General features: G+C 73.5%; 12 protein-coding genes. 11 read left to right on the top strand and 1 reads right to left on the bottom strand.

Annotated features, from left to right (window positions below; translation table 11 throughout):
• Positions 1–122 precede the first annotated feature (122 nt).
• From ABT232_RS23840 to ABT232_RS23825, 4 genes are all read left to right on the top strand, one after another.
• The gene (locus ABT232_RS23840; protein WP_351843125.1) at positions 123–1652 is read left to right on the top strand and encodes a DUF4331 domain-containing protein; all 1530 of its coding nucleotides are present in this window, start codon (positions 123–125) and stop codon (positions 1650–1652) included.
• 86 nt (positions 1653–1738) lie between these two features.
• Positions 1739–3127, top strand: coding sequence for a tetratricopeptide repeat protein (locus ABT232_RS23835; protein ID WP_351843123.1), 1389 nt, complete (start codon positions 1739–1741; stop codon positions 3125–3127).
• Positions 3124–4599 carry a nickel transporter gene (locus tag ABT232_RS23830; protein WP_351843121.1) on the top strand — a complete coding sequence of 492 codons (1476 nt, stop codon included), beginning with the start codon at positions 3124–3126 and terminating at the stop codon, positions 4597–4599. Before ABT232_RS23835 ends, ABT232_RS23830 begins: the two co-directional genes overlap by 4 nt.
• 53 nt (positions 4600–4652) lie before the next feature.
• Entirely contained in the window at positions 4653–6239 is a 1587-nt protein-coding gene (locus ABT232_RS23825) for a serine/threonine-protein kinase (protein ID WP_351843119.1), read from the top strand.
• 3 nt (positions 6240–6242) lie between these two features.
• On the opposite strand, the gene ABT232_RS23820 is transcribed toward ABT232_RS23825, so the two are convergent.
• On the bottom strand, positions 6243–7046 hold the full coding sequence (locus ABT232_RS23820; RefSeq protein ID WP_351843117.1) for an SGNH/GDSL hydrolase family protein: 804 nt from the start codon (positions 7044–7046) through the stop codon (positions 6243–6245).
• Between the two features lie 373 nt (positions 7047–7419).
• On the opposite strand from ABT232_RS23820, the gene ABT232_RS23815 reads away from it, so the two are divergent.
• The 7 genes from ABT232_RS23815 (at position 7420) to ABT232_RS23785 (ending at position 17020) form a co-directional block, all read left to right on the top strand.
• Positions 7420–8625 carry a S8 family peptidase gene (locus ABT232_RS23815; protein ID WP_351843115.1) on the top strand — a complete coding sequence of 402 codons (1206 nt, stop codon included), beginning with the start codon at positions 7420–7422 and terminating at the stop codon, positions 8623–8625.
• Between the two features lie 140 nt (positions 8626–8765).
• Positions 8766–9215, top strand: a complete 450-nt coding sequence (locus tag ABT232_RS23810) for a hypothetical protein (protein WP_351843113.1) — start codon at positions 8766–8768, stop codon at positions 9213–9215.
• 1 nt (position 9216) lies between these two features.
• Positions 9217–10314: a GNAT family N-acetyltransferase gene (locus ABT232_RS23805; protein ID WP_351843111.1), complete on the top strand. Its 1098-nt coding sequence runs from the start codon at positions 9217–9219 to the stop codon at positions 10312–10314.
• 335 nt (positions 10315–10649) lie between these two features.
• Entirely contained in the window at positions 10650–11471 is an 822-nt protein-coding gene (locus ABT232_RS23800; RefSeq protein WP_351843109.1) for a glycosyltransferase family 2 protein, read from the top strand.
• A gap of 59 nt (positions 11472–11530) precedes the next feature.
• Complete coding sequence (locus ABT232_RS23795) at positions 11531–12502, top strand: glycosyltransferase family 2 protein (protein ID WP_351843234.1); 972 nt, start codon at positions 11531–11533, stop codon at positions 12500–12502.
• Positions 12499–13299, top strand: a complete 801-nt coding sequence (locus tag ABT232_RS23790; RefSeq protein ID WP_351843107.1) for a polysaccharide deacetylase family protein — start codon at positions 12499–12501, stop codon at positions 13297–13299. Before ABT232_RS23795 ends, ABT232_RS23790 begins: the two co-directional genes overlap by 4 nt.
• Positions 13292–17020: a lipopolysaccharide biosynthesis protein gene (locus tag ABT232_RS23785; protein WP_351843105.1), complete on the top strand. Its 3729-nt coding sequence runs from the start codon at positions 13292–13294 to the stop codon at positions 17018–17020. The genes ABT232_RS23790 and ABT232_RS23785 overlap by 8 nt, the downstream gene beginning before the upstream one ends.
• Positions 17021–17054: the final 34 nt, after the last annotated feature.

The raw sequence follows: 17054 nt of genomic DNA, 5'->3' as shown, positions 1-17054 counted from the left end.
ATCAGCGTGCCGAAAACGCGGGTTCCGCGGGGAGGAAAACAAGTTTCCCGCCGGACCAATCCGTTCGGTGCCCCGCTGCGAATCCCCCGGCGTCAGGCAACACGGCACGGAGGACGGACGGCATGACACCTATCTACCGGAGCGGGGCTGGACGCGGGAGTATCGCCGCTCTCGTCTGTGGTGCGCTGGCGGCCGGAGGGCTCGCGGCCGCCGGCGTGACCGCGCTGGAGCCGGGGGCGACCGCCGCCTCCAGCCACCGGGAGGCCCCGCTGATATCGGGCACCCCGCAGTACGACAACACGGACCTGTACGCGTTCGTGAGCCCGGACAAGCCCGACACCACCACGATCATCGCCAACTGGATCCCCTTCGAGGAGCCGGCCGGCGGACCGAACTTCTTCCCGTTCGCGCAGGACGCTCAGTACGACATCCACATCGACAACGACGGCGACGCCCAGGGCGACCTGCTCTACCGCTACACCTTCAGGACGCAGGTGAAGAACGGGAAGACGTTCCTCTACAACACCGGCCCGGTCGAGAGCCTGGACGACCCCGACCTCAACATCACGCAGACGTACGACCTGGAGCTGCTGCGGCTGCGCAAGCAGCACCTGGTCTCCCGTACGAAGATCGCGGACGATGTGCCGGTCGCGCCGTCGAACGTGGGCAAGGCCTCGATGCCGGACTACGGCAAGCTGCGCGACCAGGCGGTCCACGAACTCGCGGGCGGCGCGACCACGTTCGCCGGGCAGGCCGACGACCCGTTCTTCCTGGACCTCAGGGTCTTCGACCTGCTGTACGGCGGGAACCTCTCCGAGGTCGGCAACGACACGCTCAAGGGCTACAACGTCAACTCGGTCGCCCTCCAGGTGCCGCACGAGCTGATCCGCGAGTCCGCGCACCAGCCGGTCGTCGGCATCTGGTCGACCACCCAGCGCCGCAACGCCCGCGGCCACTGGACGCAGGTGTCCCGGCTGGGCAGTCCGCTGGTCAACGAGGTCGTCAACCCGCTGGAGGACAAGGACCGCTTCAACGCGGACGCGCCGTGGAACGACGGCCAGTTCCTGAAGAACGTCACCGAGCCGGAGCTGCCGAAGCTCATCGAGGCGATCTACAAGATCGACGCGCCCGCCGAGCCGCGCAACGACCTGGTCGACGTCTTCCTCAAGGGCGTCGACGGCCTCAACCGGCCGCCGCATGTGCGCCCGTCGGAGCAGCTGCGGCTGAACACCTCGGTGAAGCCGGCCGCCGAGCCCAAGCGCCTCGGGGTGCTCGACGGCGACAACGCGGGCTTCCCCAACGGCCGCCGGCTCACCGACGACGTGATCGACGCCTCGCTCCAGGTCGTCGAGGGTGAGCTGCTCGGGCAGAAGAACGACCTGGGCGACGCGGTGGACGCCAACGACAAGGAGTTCGGCGACTCCTTCCCGTATCTCGCCCTGCCGACGGAGGGCTCGCGCGGGCCGCTCGCCAAGGGCACCTCGGGTGACACCGACGTCCGCAGCCAGCTCGGCGACGCCCTGCGGCCGGCCGGCGCCGGCGAGGACGACACCCCGCTCATCGCCGCCTCCGCGGGCGCCGGAGCGCTCGGCGTCCTGCTGATCGGCACCGGGCTGCTGTGGTGGCGCCGGACGCGGGGCCGCGCGTACTGACGGCCCCGGCCCTCGACCGGCGCGGCCCGTCCCTTCCCGACCCCACGGCGCGGGCCGCGCCACCCCATCCCCCTCCGAGGAGAGGCATGCTGCCGCGCACGACCAACGACACCGGGCCCCGGCCCCGACGCGCCGCCCGTACGGCCGCCTGCGCCGCCTTGCTGGCCGTGGCGCTGACCACGACGTCGATCGCGGTCGGTGACGTCCGCGGCCAGGAGGAGCGGGCGGCCCGGTCGGCGCCCGCCGCCGTCTCGCCGGCCCTGCTGTCCCAGGGCGACCTCGGCGCGGGCGTCACCGCCCTCCAGGCCCATCTGCGCGCCCAGCCGAAGGACTTCACCGGCTGGGCGACCCTCGGCCTCGCCTATGTGGAGCAGGCCAGGACCGACGGCGACCCGTCCCGGTACCCGCAGGCCGAACGGGCCCTGGCCCGCTCCCTGGACCTGCGGCCCGGCAACGACCAGGCGCTCGCGGGCCGGGCCGCCCTGGCCGCCGCCCGGCACGACTTCCGGGGCGCCCTGCGCCACGCGGACCGGGCACTGGAGCGCAACCCGTACAACGAACGCGCCCTGTGCGCCCGGATCGACGCCCTGGTCGAACTCGGCCGCTACGCGGAGGCGTCCAGGGCCGCCGACCTCGCCGACGGCCGGCGGCCCGGAGTGCCGGTCTTCACGCGCTACGCCTATGTGCGCGAGCTGCGCGGCGACGTCCCCACCGCCCGCCGGGTCCTCACCCAGGCGCTCGGCTCGGCCACCGCGCCGGGCGACGTGGCGTACGTGGCCACCGCGCTCGGCCGCCTCGCCTGGCAGCAGGGTGACAACGGCACGGCCCTGCGGCACTACGCCCGTGCCCTCGCCGCCGACGACGCCTATCTGCCCGCCCTGGAGGGCAGGGCCCGCGCCCTGGCCGCGCGGGGCGGCCGCGGCGACCGGGCGGCGGCGGTCGAGACGATGGAGCAGGTCGTGGCGCGGGCTCCGCTGCCGGGCCCGCTGGTGCTGCTCGGCGAGCTGTACGAGGAGCGCGGTGAGCGGACGAAGGCCCGCGAGCAGTACGCGCTCGTCGACGCCTGGACGGCGCTCGCCCGCGCGGGCGGCGTCAACCCCGACCTGGACACCGCCCTCGCGGCGGCCGACCACGGCGACCGGCGGACGGCGCTGCGCGCGGCCCGCGCCGAGTGGGACCGCCGCCGTACCGTGCACACCGCCGACGCGCTGGCCTGGGCGCTGCACGCCGCCGGGCAGGACGCCAAGGCCCTGCCGTACGCCCGCCGGGCCACCGCCACCGGCTACCGCGACGCCGCGCTCTGGTACCACCGCGGCATGATCGAACGCGCCCTGGGCCGCGACCGGGAGGCCCGTGCCTCGCTGACCAGGGCCCTGGAGCTGAACCCGGGCTTCTCGCCGCGCGGCGCGCGGGAGGCGCGGGCGGCGCTGCGGGATGCGGAGGCGGCGCTGCGGGTTGCGGGGGCGGCCGAGTGAAACCTCGTCACCTCCTCGCGGCCGCCGTGGCCGCCTGCGCGCTGGCCCTGCTGCCCGCCGGGACCGCCGGCGCGCACCCGCTCGGCAACTTCACCGTCAACCAGTACGACGGCCTGGTCGCCGCCCCCGGCGAGCTGCGGGTCGAGCACGTCGAGGACTTCGCGGAGATACCGGCGACCCAGGCCGCGCCCGCTGTCGAGCGGCTGGGCCTGGACGGCTGGGCGCGGCAGCGGTGCGCGCGGGCCGCGCGGGACAGCGAGGTCACCGTCGACGGGCGGCGGGTCGCGCTCACCGTGGCGGCCGGCGCCGGGCGGGTGCGGCCGGGACAGGCCGGGCTCGACACCCTGCGCGTGGAGTGCCGGCTGACCGCCCCGCTGCCCGAGGGCGCCCCGGTCGCGCTCCGCTTCCGCGGCGCGGACGCCGCTCCCGGCCCCGGCTGGCGGGAGATCACGGCCCGCGGCGACCGGACCACGCTCACCGCGTCGGACGTGCCGGAGCGCTCGCCGTCACGGGAACTGACGCGGTACCCGCGGGAGTTGCTGACGTCCCCGGCCGACACCGCCACCGCGTCCCTGCGGCTGCGCCCGGGCGGTCCCGCGCTCTCCGAGGAGCCGGAGCGGGACGCGCCCGCCGCGTCGGTGCTGCCGCGCGGCGCCGACCGCTGGACGCGGGCCCTGGACTCGCTGATCGCCCGTCACGACCTCACCGTCGGCTTCGCCGCCCTCGCGCTGGCCGTGGCGCTCGGCCTGGGCGCGCTGCACGCGCTCGCGCCGGGCCACGGCAAGACCCTCATGGCCGCGACCGCGGTGGCCGCCGGCGGCCGCGCCCGGCTGCGGGACGTCCTGCCGCTGGCCGCGTCGGTGACGGTGACCCACACCCTCGGAGTGGTCGCCCTGGGCCTGCTGGTCACGGCCGGTTCGGCGGCGGCGCCCTCGGTGATCGCCTGGCTGGGCATCGCCGGCGGCACCCTGGTGACGGCGGCGGGCGTGGGTCTCGTACGCCGGGCCTGGCGCAACCGACGACCCGATCCGGACGCACACCTCCACGGCCACGGCCACACACACGAACACGAACACGCACACGGACACGGGCACCGGCACTCCCACGGGCACACCCACACCCGCCCCACCCTCCGCGGCACGCTCTTCCTCGGGTTCGCCGGCGGGCTGGTCCCCAGTCCGTCCGCGGTCGTCGTGCTGGTCGGCGCCGCGGCGCTGGGGCACGCGTGGTTCGGGTTGCTGCTGGTCGTCGCGTACGGGGCCGGGCTCGCCGTGACGCTCACCGCGGCCGGGTTCGCGGTCGTCAAGCTGGGCGCGGGGGTCACCCGAGCGCTGGACGGGCGGCGCCGGCGCCGGTCCGCGGCTCCGTTCGTGGAGCTGTTGCGCCGTACCGCGCCGCTGGGGTCGGCGTCCGTGGTCGTGGCCCTTGGGGCCGGATTGGTGCTGAAGGGGGCGGCAAGCGCACTCGGGTGAGCTACTTTCGTGGAGAAACAGGGATTTCGCCCGGATGCGAAGAGGGGGCGCCCGTGTCCGACGTACCGGGCCGTGCACGGCTGATCGCGGGCCGCTACCGGCTGCTGTCCCCGCTCGGCGAGGGCGGTATGGGAACCGTGTGGCGGGCCCGTGACGAGGTGCTGCACCGCGAGGTCGCCGTCAAGGAGGTGCGCGCCCCGGCCGGGCTGCCCGCGTCCGACGTCGAGCGGATGTACGCGCGTCTGGAGCGCGAGGCGTGGGCCGCCGCGCGGGTCGCGAACCGCAATGTGGTGACGGTCTACGACGTGGCGACCGAGGAGGGCCGCCCCTGGATCGTGATGGAGCTGGTGCGCGGCATCTCGCTGGCCGAGCTGCTGGAGGCGGAGGGTCCGCTGCCGCCGCAGCGGGCGGCGCACATCGGTGCCGAGGTGCTGGCCGCGCTGCGGGCCGCGCACGCGGCCGGGGTGCTGCACCGGGACGTGAAGCCCGCCAACGTGCTGCTGTCCAACGACGGCCGGGTGGTACTGACCGACTTCGGGATCGCGACGGTCGAGGGCAGCTCCGCGCTGACCATGACCGGCGAGGTGGTCGGCTCGCCCGAGTTCCTCGCCCCGGAGCGGGCGCTGGGCCGCACGCCGGGCCCCGAGTCGGACCTGTGGTCGCTCGGTGTGCTGCTGTACGCGGCGGTCGAGGGCAGTTCGCCGTTCCGTCACGACACCCCGCTGAGCACCCTGCGGGCCATCGTCGACGAGGAGCTGCCGCCGCCGCACCGGGCGGGTCCGCTCGCGCCGGTCATCGAAGGGCTGCTGCGCAAGGATCCGGCGGAGCGGCTGCCCGCCGACCGCGCCGAGCGGGACCTCGCACTGGTCGGCGCCGGGGGCACCCCGCGCGCGGACACGGCACCGACGACGCCGTACACGCCGTTCGGCCCGACGGCCGCGGCGCCGGCTCCCGCCCCGCGGGCCGCGACGCCGGCCGCTCCCACCCCGGCGGTCGGTGAGCCGGGCCCGCGCAACCGGCGGGCGGTGGTGGCGCTGGTCGCGGGGATCGCCGTGCTGGCGCTGGCGATCGCGGGGCTGACGTACGCGCTGCTGAACCGGGACGGCGGCGGGAACGGGAACGCCGGGGGCGCCTCCACGACTCCCACGGTGCGGGAGAGCACCCCGCGGCCGACCGAGGAGGAGACCACCGGCGAGCCGACGTCCGCGGCTCCTAGTCCGACCCCGAGCCCGAGCGGCACTCCGTCCAGTGAGCCCCCGCCGCAGACGGTGGACGTCAGCGTGGAGGGCGCGCACACGGAGTACTCCGGGTCCTGTCCGCCACCGGATGAGCAGGCGCCGTCGTTCACGGCGACGTTCACGGTGGGACGGGTGCCGGCGGAGGTCGAGTACCGGTGGGTGAGCGCGGACGGCGAGGTGGCCGACAGCGGCTGGCAGACGCTGTCGCTCCCGGAGGGCGGCGGGCGGACCGGGCAGGACACGGTGGTCGTGACGACGTACGACGACAGCGGGACGTACGAGAACGAGATCGGGGTCGAGGTGCGTGAGCCGGTGCACGCCACGTCGAACACGGTGGCGTTCTCGGTGACCTGTGTGGCGGAGACCCCGTCGGACGGGGCCTCCGCTTCACCGGATGCCTGAGGCTCAGGCGAGGTTGCGGAACACCGGCAGATAGCCGCCGGACTGGCCGGCGGCGGTCGGGTGGTACGACTCGCCGATGTTCAGCCAGTTGACGCTGTGCAGCCAGGAGCTGCCGGAGCAGATCTCGTGGCCGGTGAACGTGGTGCGGACGTCACCGAAGGTGAAGCCGTGGTTCAGGGCGCGCTTCTCGATCGCGGTGTTGAGCTCGTCGGAGGCCTGGTTGATGGCGGCGCGCTTGGTCTCCGACAGGCCGAGGCAGGTGGTGCCGAGCTTGTAGAACCGGGGGTAGCCGAGCACGACGACGTGGGCCGACGGCGCCTTGCTGCGGATCGCGTTGTACACGCCGTCGAGCTTGCCGGGCAGGGTTCCGGCGACATACGCGCGTGCGGTGTTGATGCGGCTGATGCAGGCGCTGTCGGACTGGAGCACACACGTCGTCATGACGTCGGCGAATCCGGCGTCGTTGCCGCCGACGCTGATGGAGACCAGTCCGGTGCCGGTGCCGAGCGGGGTGAGCTGGCTCGCCAGGACGTCGTCGGTCCGGGCGCCGGAGCAGGCGGTGAAGCTGAAGGACGCGGGGGCGTTGGCCGCCGCCCACTGGTACGGGTACGCGTTGGTGCTGCGCTTGCAGTCGCCGCTGGAGCTGATGTAGCTGCCGGCGCCGACCCCGGAGGAGTAGGAATCGCCGAGCGCCACATACCCGGTGGCTGCGGCTTCGGACGCGTGGGCCGCGGTTGCTCCGGTGAGCGTCGCTACGACGCCGAGGAGTACCGAGGTCACGTATGCGACAAGTCGGGAACGTCTCATGGAACCTCCCTTTAGCAGCATCTCTGCCTCAACCGTGGTACCAACTACGCGTGTTGACGGGAAGTGTCCATGCCAAGTCTTTTGCGTCCGTTCTTGATCAGTTCCAGAGCGGTTACCGATCACTTTTCGGACCGTTACCAGCTGCTTTCCGGACCGATGACCCGAGGTGACGGTGCGCTTGATTTCGTGTGCATGACAGATTTATTGACGGGTGCTCAACTCCCTTGTTCCACGCCCGTAGATCACCCACGCTTTACCTCAGCCCGAAGCGGTACGCGACGCTCCGGGCCGTGCGCGCGAAGACCGCGCGCACCCCCCACAGACGCAGCGCCCCACCCCGGGCGCGCGCCGCCTAGAGGAGGAATCCCTCGTAATGGCACCTCTGCGGAGCAACAAGGTCCGGCTCGCCGCGATAACCAGCCTGGCGACCGCCGCCCTGGTGGGCGGGCTCACCACCCTCCCCGCCCACGCTGCACCGGCCGAAGGCATCGTGCTCGCGGCCGACTCCCCCACCGCGATCAAGGACAGCTACGTCGTCACGCTCAAGAAGGGCGCCGGCTTCAAGGCCGCGTCCGGCGAGGGCAAGAACCTGATCAAGGAGTACGGCGGTTCGGTCAAGAAGACGTTCGGCAGCGCGCTGAACGGCTACACCGCCACGCTCTCCGAGACCGAGGCCAAGAGACTCGCCGCCGACCCCGCGGTGGCCTCCGTCGAGCAGAACCAGCGCGTCCAGGTCGCCGCCACGCAGTCCAACGCCCCCTGGGGCCTGGACCGCATCGACCAGACCTCGCTCCCGCTCTCCGGCACCTACACCTACCCGGACAGCGCGGGCACCGGCGTGACCGCGTACGTCATCGACACCGGCGTGCGCATCACCCACTCGCAGATCAGCGGTCGTGCCTTCAACGGCTACGACGCCGTCGACGGCGACACCACCGCCCAGGACGGCAACGGCCACGGCACCCATGTGGCCACGACGATCGCGGGCTCCACCTACGGCGTCGCCAAGAAGGCGAAGATCGTGGCGGTGCGGGTGCTGAACAACAGCGGCTCGGGCACCACGGCCGGCGTGATCGCGGGCGTCGACTGGGTCACGGCCAACCACTCCGGCCCCTCGGTCGCCAACCTCTCGCTCGGCGGCGGCGTCTCCACCGCGCTGGACACCGCGGTGCGCAACTCCATCGCCAGCGGTGTGACGTACGCGGTGGCGGCGGGCAACAGCAACGCCAACGCCTCCTCGTACTCCCCGGCCCGTGTCACGGAGGCCATCACGGTCGGCGCCACCACCAGCACCGACGCCCGCGCCAGCTACTCCAACTACGGCTCGGTGCTCGACATCTTCGCGCCCGGCTCCTCCATCACAGCGGGCTGGCACACCAGCGACACCGCGACCAACACCATCTCCGGCACCTCGATGGCGACCCCGCACGTCGCGGGCGCGGCCGCGGTCTACCTGGCGAACCACACCTCGGCCACGCCGGCGCAGGTCGCCGCGGCACTGGTCGCCGGCGCCACCACCGGCAAGGTCACCAGCCCCGGCACCGGCTCGCCGAACCGGCTGCTGAAGCTCGTCCCGTAACACTCCTGCGGCGGGTGTGACGGAGGGTTCCCCGAAGGCGCGCGGCGCCTTCGGGGAACCCCTTCGCCGTCTTGACGGCCGCCACGGGGCTGCGCCACATTGAAGCCCGGCATCCGGCGCTTCGGGGGGCAAAGTCGCCAATGCAGACCATCCGCAGCACATCCGATCCAGGTGGAACAGATACGACGGAAGAGACGGACGACGCCGAGCGGACGCGGCCAGGGCCGGGGAGGGACCTGACACCGCTGCTCGCGGGCGCCGCGACCGCCGTCGCGCTGCTGGGCGCGTGGCTCGCGCTCACCGACTCGGGCTCGCCGCTGCGCGGCCCGTTCACACTGTTCTTCCTGCTCGCGGCACCGGCCGCGGCGATCGCCGCCGCGCTCACCGGGCTGGAACCCTTCGGCCGTGCCGTCGCCTCGCTGGCGGGCGCGGTCGTCGTCGTCATGCTGGTGTCCCAGACCCTGCTGGCCGTGCACCGCTGGTCGGTGATCGCCGGGGTGGTGGCCGTGACCGCGTTCAGCGCCCTCGTTCTCCTGCTGGTTCTCCTGCGACGGCACAGCCGCCGCACGCCGAAGAGACAAGGCTGGTGACGTGGACGTCAGCGTGTACCGCCCCGGCGAGCTGAGCGCCGCCGACCGGGCGGAGTGGACCGCCTTCCAGGCCAAGGCCCATCTGCACGGTTCGCCCGAGCTGGCGAACCCCTTCCTGTCACCCGAGTTCGCCATCGCCGTGGGCCGGTACCGGCGCGGGGTCCGGATCGCCGTGGTCCGCGAGGGCGGCGAGCCGGCCGCGTACTTCCCGTTCCAGCGGACCGCCGCCGGCGTCGGCCGGGCGATCGGGCTCGGGGTGTCCGACGCGCAGGGCGTGGTGCACCGGCCCGGGTTCACCTGGGACGCCAGGGAGCTGCTGCGCGCCTGCGGGCTCGCCGTCTGGGAGTTCGATCATCTGGTGGCCGGGCAGCGGCCGTTCGAGGCCGGCGCCTCCGCCGCCTTCCCCTCCCCGGTCATGGACGTCGACCAGGGCTACGAGACCTATCTCGCCGGACTCCGTGAGCGCTCGCCGAAGTTCACCCGGACCACGCTCGCCAAGGAGCGCCGGCTGGGCCAGGACGCCAGCGGGCTCGGCTATGTGCACGACGAGCGGGATCCGGCCGTGCTGCGGGTCCTGATGGAGTGGAAGTCGGCGCAGTACCGCCGCACCGGGCGCAGCGACCGTTTCGCGCAGGCGTGGATCACCGATCTGGTGCGGCATCTCTTCCACACCCGCACCGAGCGGTTCGCCGGGGTCCTGTCGGTGCTGTACGCGGGCGGCAAGCCGGTCGCCGCGCACTTCGGGCTGCGCAGCGAGCGGATCCTGGCCTGCTGGTTCCCGGCGTACGACCCGGCGTTCGCCCGGTACTCGCCGGGGCTGGTGCTGCATCTGCGGATGGCCGAGGCGGCCGCCGCGGAGGGGGTCGCCCAGCTCGATCTGGGCCGGGGGCAGAAGGAGTACAAGGACTCCCTGAAGACACGTGAGCTCCAGGTGTCGGAGGGGTGGGTGACGCGTCGTCACCCGGTGGCGTTCGGACACCGGGCACGCCGTGCCCCGGTGCGGGCCCTGCGCAATGCCGTGGTGTCCCGGCCGGAACTGTTCGAGCCCGCCGACCGGCTGCTGAAACGGGTGGGAGAGATCCGCTCAGGACGGCAGTAGCCGGGTGTAACGGGAGAATCAATAAAAACGTGAGGTCTTTGTCCAGGCCTTGCCATATGGACGCAATCGTCAATACCGTCGTACATCTCACTCGCATCGGACCATCGCCCAGCGGATCCAGGGGAGGGCTCAGGGCCGCGGTCGGTGCCGGCGCGAGGCGCGGTAGGGGGGTGCCGTACCCGGTCGGCGTCATGCGCGTGACCGGGACGTGCCGCGCAACCGGCTGCCCTTTTCGGGGCCGGTGAGTTTCGCCAGTGACAACCCCCCTTTCGAACCGGACACACAGCCGGGCCGCCCAGGGGCGGGCGGCCCACCGGACGAGAGGGACCAGACTCATGAGCTCAGTACTGCGCCCGGCGACCGCGGGCCAGGAACCGGCCAGGGCCACCAGGTACCGGCCGATCTCCTCTCACCTGGCCATCGCGCCACCGGTGAGCGTGGTGATCCCCGCGATGAACGAGGCGGAGAACCTTCCGTACGTCTTCAAGACACTGCCGGACTGGATACACGAAGTGGTCCTGGTCGACGGCAACTCCACCGACGACACCGTCCGGGTCGCCCGCGACCTGTGGCCCGGCGTCAAGGTGGTCGGGCAGCGCGGCAAGGGCAAGGGGGATGCCCTGATCAGCGGGTTCGCCGCCTGCACCGGCGACATCATCGTGATGGTCGACGCCGACGGCTCGGCCGACGGCAACGAGATCGTGTCGTACGTCTCCGCCCTGGTCTCGGGCGCGGACTTCGCCAAGGGCTCGCGCTTCGCCAACGGCGGCGGCACCGACGACATGACCTTCATCCGCAAGCTCGGCAACCGCACCCTGTGCGCGGTCGTCAACCGCAAGTTCGGCGCCCGCTACACCGACCTCTGCTACGGCTACAACGCCTTCTGGCGGCACTGCCTGGACAAGATCGACCTGGACTGCACCGGTTTCGAGGTCGAGACCCTGATGAACATCCGGGTGGTGAAGGCGGGCCTGAAGGTGCAGGAGATACCGAGTCACGAGTATCTGCGCATCCACGGCACCAGCAACCTCAGCGCCGTCCGCGACGGACTGCGGGTGCTGCGGGTGATCCTGCGCGAGCGCTCCAACCGGCGGGCACTGCGCCGCCGCACCCACGCCTCCCCCATGCTCGACGCGGTCCGGGGAGAGGTGTCTTGAACGAGCCGGGCAGCAAGGCCGCCGGCGGCCCGGGCACCGGGGCCGCGGGCGGTCCCGGCATCTCCGTCGTGATCTGCGTCTACACCGAGGACCGCTGGGAGGACATCCTCGCGGCGGTCGCCTCGGTGCGGGCACAGTCCCGGCCGGCCCTGGAGACCCTGCTGGTCGTCGACCACAACCGGGCGCTCCTCGACCGGCTGGCCGGCGAGTACAAGGAGGCCGACGACGTGCGGGTGCTCGCCAACGCGGGCCCCCGCGGGCTGTCCGCCGGCCGCAACACCGGCATCGCCGCCTCGCACGGCGAGGTCGTCGCCTTCCTCGACGACGACGCGGTCGCCGAACGGGACTGGCTGCGCCACTTCGCCGCGGGCTACGCCGACCCGCGGGTGATGGCGGTCGGCGGGCGGACGCTGCCCATCTGGGCGTCGGGGCGCCGGCCGGCCTGGTTCCCGGAGGAGTTCGACTGGGTGGTGGGCTGCACCTACCGGGGGCTGCCGCCCGGCCGGGTGCGGGTGCGCAACGTGCTCGGCGGCAACGCCTCCTTCCGCCGGATCGCCTTCGACGCGGCGGGCGGCTTCGCCACCGGCATCGGCCGCGACGGCGACAGGCGTCCGCTGGGCTGCGAGGAGACGGAGCTGTGCATCCGGCTCACCCGGGCCGTGCCGGGGGCGGTGCTGCTGATCGACGACCGTGCGGTGATCCACCACCGGGTGCCGGCGGGCCGTGAGCGGTTCGGCTACTTCCGCACCCGCGCCTACGCCGAAGGCCTGTCCAAGGCGCTGGTGGCCCGCAGCGTGGGCGCGGACAAGGGGCTGGAGTCGGAGCGGCGGTACGTGACCCGGGTGCTGCCCGCCGGGGTGGCGCGCGGGCTGCGCGACGCGGTGCTGGCCCGGCCGGGCGGCGCGGGCCGGGCGGGCGCGATCGTCGCCGGAGTGCTGACGGCGGCCGGCGGGTACGTCGTGGGCAGTGTCCGGGCGCGGCGGGGCGGGGCCACGTTCCTTGTCGGCCCGATCGAGGGGGTGAGCGGATGACGGACACCGGCGTGCCGATCCTCATGTACCACGCGGTCGCCACCCACCCGAGCGAGGCGACCCGCGCCCTGTCGGTCGCCCCGGAGGCGTTCGCCGCCCAGATGGCGCTGATCGGCGACCTGGGCCTGACCCCGGTCACCACCGCCGACCTGGCCGGGTGCTGGCGCGACGGCCGCCCGCTGCCGCCGCGCCCGGTCCTGGTCACCTTCGACGACGGCTACGCGGGCGTGCACCGGCACGCCCTGCCGGTGCTGGCCCGGCACGGCTTCCCGGCCACGCTGTTCGTCTCCACCGGCTGGATCCAGGGCGCGTACGACACCGGAGGCGCCCTGGACACCATGCTGGACTGGGACCAGGTGCGCGAGCTGGCCGGCGCGGGCCTGGAGATCGGCGGCCACAGCCACAGTCATCCGCAGCTCGACCAGCTCGGCGACGAGGCGCTGCGCTTGGAGCTGACCCGCTGCCGGGACCTCGTCGCCGGTGAACTCGGCGCGCTGCCGGTGTCGTTCGCCTATCCGTACGGCTACTCCAGCCGCCGGGTGCGGCGGGAGGTGCGGGCGGCGGGCTTCGCGCAGGCGCTGGCCGTCGGCAACGAGCTGGCCCGGCGCCGCCAGGGGCCGTACGCGCTGCGCCGGGTCACGGTGCGTCGCGGCACCGGCATCGAGGAGTTCGGGCGGCTGGTCGAGGGCCGCGCGATCGCCCGTACGTTCGCCGCCGACCGTACGCTCACCAAGGGGTACGCGGTGGTCCGCAGAGCCCGACAGGTCCGCCGGAAGGCCATCCGTTCCCGTGTCTGACACGACCACCACCGCGCAGTCCGGCACCTCCGCCGAACCGGAGTCCGAGGCGCCCGGCGGCCGCACGCCGGGCGGCGGCCAGCTGTTCCGCAACGCCTACGCGCTGATGCTCAACACCGGGATCTCCGCGGTGCTGGGCCTCGGCTTCTGGCTGGCGGCGGCCCGCTACTACACCGAGTCGGCGGTCGGCCAGGGCTCCGCCGCGATCGCCGCGATGAAGCTCCTCGCGGGTCTGACCGCGGTGACCCTGACCGGTGCCCTGGCCCGGTTCATCCCGGTCGCCGGGCGCGCCACCGGGCGGCTGATCCTCCGTACGTACGCGGGCAGTTCGCTGGTCGTGGCGGTGGCGGCCGGGGTGTTCCTGCTGACGCTGGACCTGTGGGGGCCGTCGTACGGCTTCCTGGACGGCCCGGTGAACGGGCTGGGGTTCGTCGTCGCCGTGGTCGCCTGGAACCTGCTGACCCTCCAGGACGGGGTGCTGACCGGGCTGCGCAGCGCGCTGTGGGTGCCGGTCGGCAACACCGCCTTCTCGGCGGTGAAGCTGGGGCTGCTGGTGGCCTTCGCGGTGGCGGTGCCGACCACCGGTGTCTTCGTGTCCTGGGTCGCGGCGATCGTGGTCTCCGTGCTGCCGCTGGGCTGGCTGGTGTTCCGGCGGCTGGTGCCCCGGCACATGGCGGCCACCGAGGAGCACGCCCGGCCGCCGTCCCTGAGGGAGGTCGGCCGGTTCCTCGCGGGCGACTACACCGGCTCGCTGTTCTCGCTCGCGGTGGTCTACCTGGTCCCGGTGATCGTGGCCGCGCAGGTCGGGTCCGCGGACAACGCGTACTTCTACATCACCGCGACCATCGGCGGCACCGTCAACCTGCTCGCCATCAACATGGGCGCCTCGCTGACCGTCGAGGGCTCGCACGACCCGGGCCGGCTCGCCGCCGACACCCGTGCGGCGCTGCGCCGGATGGCCAAGATCATGCTGCCGGTGTCCGCCGCGCTGTTCTTCGGCGCGCCCTGGATCCTCGGCGTGTTCGGCCCGGGGTACGCGGACGCGGCCACCCCGCTGCTGCGCTGGTTCGCGGTCGGCGCGGTGCTGCGGGTGGTGATGGAGACCTACTTCGCGGTGCTGCGCGCGCAGAGCCGTACGGCGGGACTGGCCTGGCTCCAGGGTCTGCTCTGCGCCCTGGTGCTCGGTCTGACGCTGCTGCTGCTGCCGCGGATGGGGCTGACCGGCGCGGGCGTCGCGGAGATCGTCAGCCTGGCGGTGATCGTGGCGATCGCCGCGCCCAGGCTGTACCGGACCGTGCGGACGGTGCCGCCGGGCGCGGACCGGCCCGAGGGCGCGGCACCGGACGGGGACCTCGCCGACCTGGGGGCGCGTGACGTCCCGGCGGGAGCGTCGCGTCGCGGGCCGGCCTGGGCGCTCGACTCGGACACCCTGGCCCTCGGCATCCATGTCGACTTCGACCACCAGGAACGCCGGCCGGACGTGCGCCCGGGGCCGGGGACACCGCCGGCGGGCGTGCCGGTCCTGGCCGGCGCCGACACCGACGCCGACACCGACGCCGAGGTGGACGCGCCGTTCGAACCGGACGCGCAGCCGCGGGAGCGGGCGGTCCGCGAGCCGGAACCGGAACCGGAGCCGGCCGTGTTCGCGGCGGTGGACGACGGGCCGCCGCCGGCCGGGCCGGCGCCGTCGACCTGGCGGGAGCGTCTGATGCCGACCCGCCTCGGGGTGATCCTCGGCTGTCTGCTGGTCGCTGCGCTGCTGCTGTACTGGGTGCCCGCCGCCCGGCTCGGCGAGGCCGACCTCGACCGGATGGGCGGGCTCGGCCTGGTCTCCGTGCTGCCGGTCCCGACGCTGGTCGGCGCGGGGCTGCTGGTGGTGGTGTTCGCCGCTCTGCTGTGGCTCGGCCGCGAGCACCGGGCACTGCTGCTGGTGACCCTGCTGGCGACGGTGGTGTCGCTGCACGCGCTGCCCGCCGTGATCGAGACCGAGCCGCGGTTCGCGACCGCCTGGCAGCACCTCGGCTTCCTCGACCACATCGACCGGACCGGGACGGCCGTGCCCGACCTGGACGCGCGCTGGAGCTGGCCCGGCTTCTTCGCGGCGGCCGCGTTCGTCGCCCAGGCCTGCGGGGTCACCGATCTCACCGAGGTCATCCGCTGGTGGCCGACGGCGATCCAGCTGCTGTACCTGGCGCCGCTGTTCCTGCTCACCCGGTCGCTGCGGGCGAGCTGGCGGGCCCGGTGGACCGGCGTGTGGATCTTCGTGCTCAGCGGCTGGGTGGGACAGGACTACTTCTCCCCGCAGGGCTTCACCTATCTGCTGTATCTCGTGTTCGTGGCGGTCCTGCTGGTCTGGTTCCGGGCCCCGCGGGTGATCTGGACCCGGCGGCGGCCGGGTGAGGCGGAGGTCGAGCCGGCCGGCCGGCGGCAGCGTGCGGTGCTGCTGCTGGTGGTGACCGGCCTGTTCCTGGCGAGCGTGCCGGCCCATCAGCTCACGCCGTTCGTGATGCTGGGCGTGGTCACGGCCCTGGTCCTCGTCGGCCGCTGCGAACTGCGCGGTCTGCCGGTGCTGTTCGGTGTGGTGGTGGCGTTCTGGGTCGGCTTCATGGCGGAGCCGTACTGGTCGGGGCACTTCGACGAGCTGTTCGGCGGGATCGGCGGGGTGGGCGGCAACGTCTCCTCGTCGGTGTCCGGCCGGATCGAGGGCGGCAGCTCCACCCACCAGCTGGTGCTGTACGCGCGGGTCGCGCTGGCCGGCGGGGTCATGGCGCTGGCCTGCCACGGCTGGTGGCGGCGGCGCGAGCACCGGTACCGCGAGCGCTCGCTGCTCGTCCTCGCCTTCGTGCCGTTCCTCGGCTTCGGCATGCAGTCGTACGGCGGTGAGATGGCGCTGCGCGTCTTCATGTTCGCGCTGCCCGGCGCGGCCCTGCTGGCCGCCTTGGCGCTGTTCCCGCGCACCGGCGTCACCGCGGAGGAACGCGACAAGGACCGCGTGAGTCTCGCCCCGCTGGCCGCGCTGATGGCGGGGCTGCTGCTGATGGGCGGCTTCCTGGTGGCCCGCTGGGGCAACGAGCCGTTCGAGCGGATCCGGTCCGGCGAGGTCGCCGCCATGGAGTACGTGTACGCGCACGACGATCCGACCGTGCGGCTGCTGTGGCTGAGCAACGACACCTTCGAGAACGTGACACCGGCGATGCCGTGGGGCGCCCGGGACATGGAGCGGGTGGAGTACGTGCCGACCCTGGCGCCGACCGACCCGGTGCTGGTGTCGGGGCTGGTGAAGTCGCTGAAGGACGCGGGCCCGAACTCGTATCTGATGGTGAACCGCGGCCAGGTGACCTATCTGGTGATGGACGTCGGGTACGCGACGACGTGGGAGTCGCGGCTGGTGCGGAACCTGGACCGGCGGCCGGAGCTGCGGAAGGTGCTCGGCAACGAGGACGCCGCCCTGTACACGCTGCGCGAGCGGCCCGCGGGTCCCGTGCCGGAGGCGGACCCGGGCCCGGCAGGACCGCGGGTGACCTGGACGCCGTGGTCGGTGGTGGGGGCGCTCGCGGCGGCGGCGCTGATCGTGCTGCTGACGACGCGGGAGGTGGTGCGGGTGGCGGCGCGGCCGAGCGTGCGGCAGCTGCGCCGGCTCCAGGGCGGTTTCTGGTTCTCGCTGCCGCTGCTGGCGGTGCTGCTGGCGTCGCTGGTGCAGAGGTTCCTGACGATCAGGTGACGGTGGCCGGCCCCGGTCGGCGGGTCAGGGGGTC

The organism is Streptomyces sp. NPDC001532, from assembly GCF_040298625.1.
GTDB lineage: Bacteria > Actinomycetota > Actinomycetes > Streptomycetales > Streptomycetaceae > Streptomyces.
This window is presented reverse-complemented; position numbering and strand designations above follow the sequence as displayed.

Excerpts from the sequence above, each read along its gene's own strand:
- ABT232_RS23790 (WP_351843107.1), top strand. The coding sequence starts at position 12,499 with ATGACGGACACCGGCGTGCCGATCCTCATGTACCACGCGGTCGCCACC.
- ABT232_RS23820 (WP_351843117.1), bottom strand. The coding sequence starts at position 7,046 with ATGAGACGTTCCCGACTTGTCGCATACGTGACCTCGGTACTCCTCGGC.
- ABT232_RS23835 (WP_351843123.1), top strand. The coding sequence starts at position 1,739 with ATGCTGCCGCGCACGACCAACGACACCGGGCCCCGGCCCCGACGCGCC.
- ABT232_RS23800 (WP_351843109.1), top strand. The coding sequence starts at position 10,650 with ATGAGCTCAGTACTGCGCCCGGCGACCGCGGGCCAGGAACCGGCCAGG.
- ABT232_RS23840 (WP_351843125.1), top strand. The coding sequence starts at position 123 with ATGACACCTATCTACCGGAGCGGGGCTGGACGCGGGAGTATCGCCGCT.
- ABT232_RS23810 (WP_351843113.1), top strand. The coding sequence starts at position 8,766 with ATGCAGACCATCCGCAGCACATCCGATCCAGGTGGAACAGATACGACG.
- ABT232_RS23815 (WP_351843115.1), top strand. The coding sequence starts at position 7,420 with ATGGCACCTCTGCGGAGCAACAAGGTCCGGCTCGCCGCGATAACCAGC.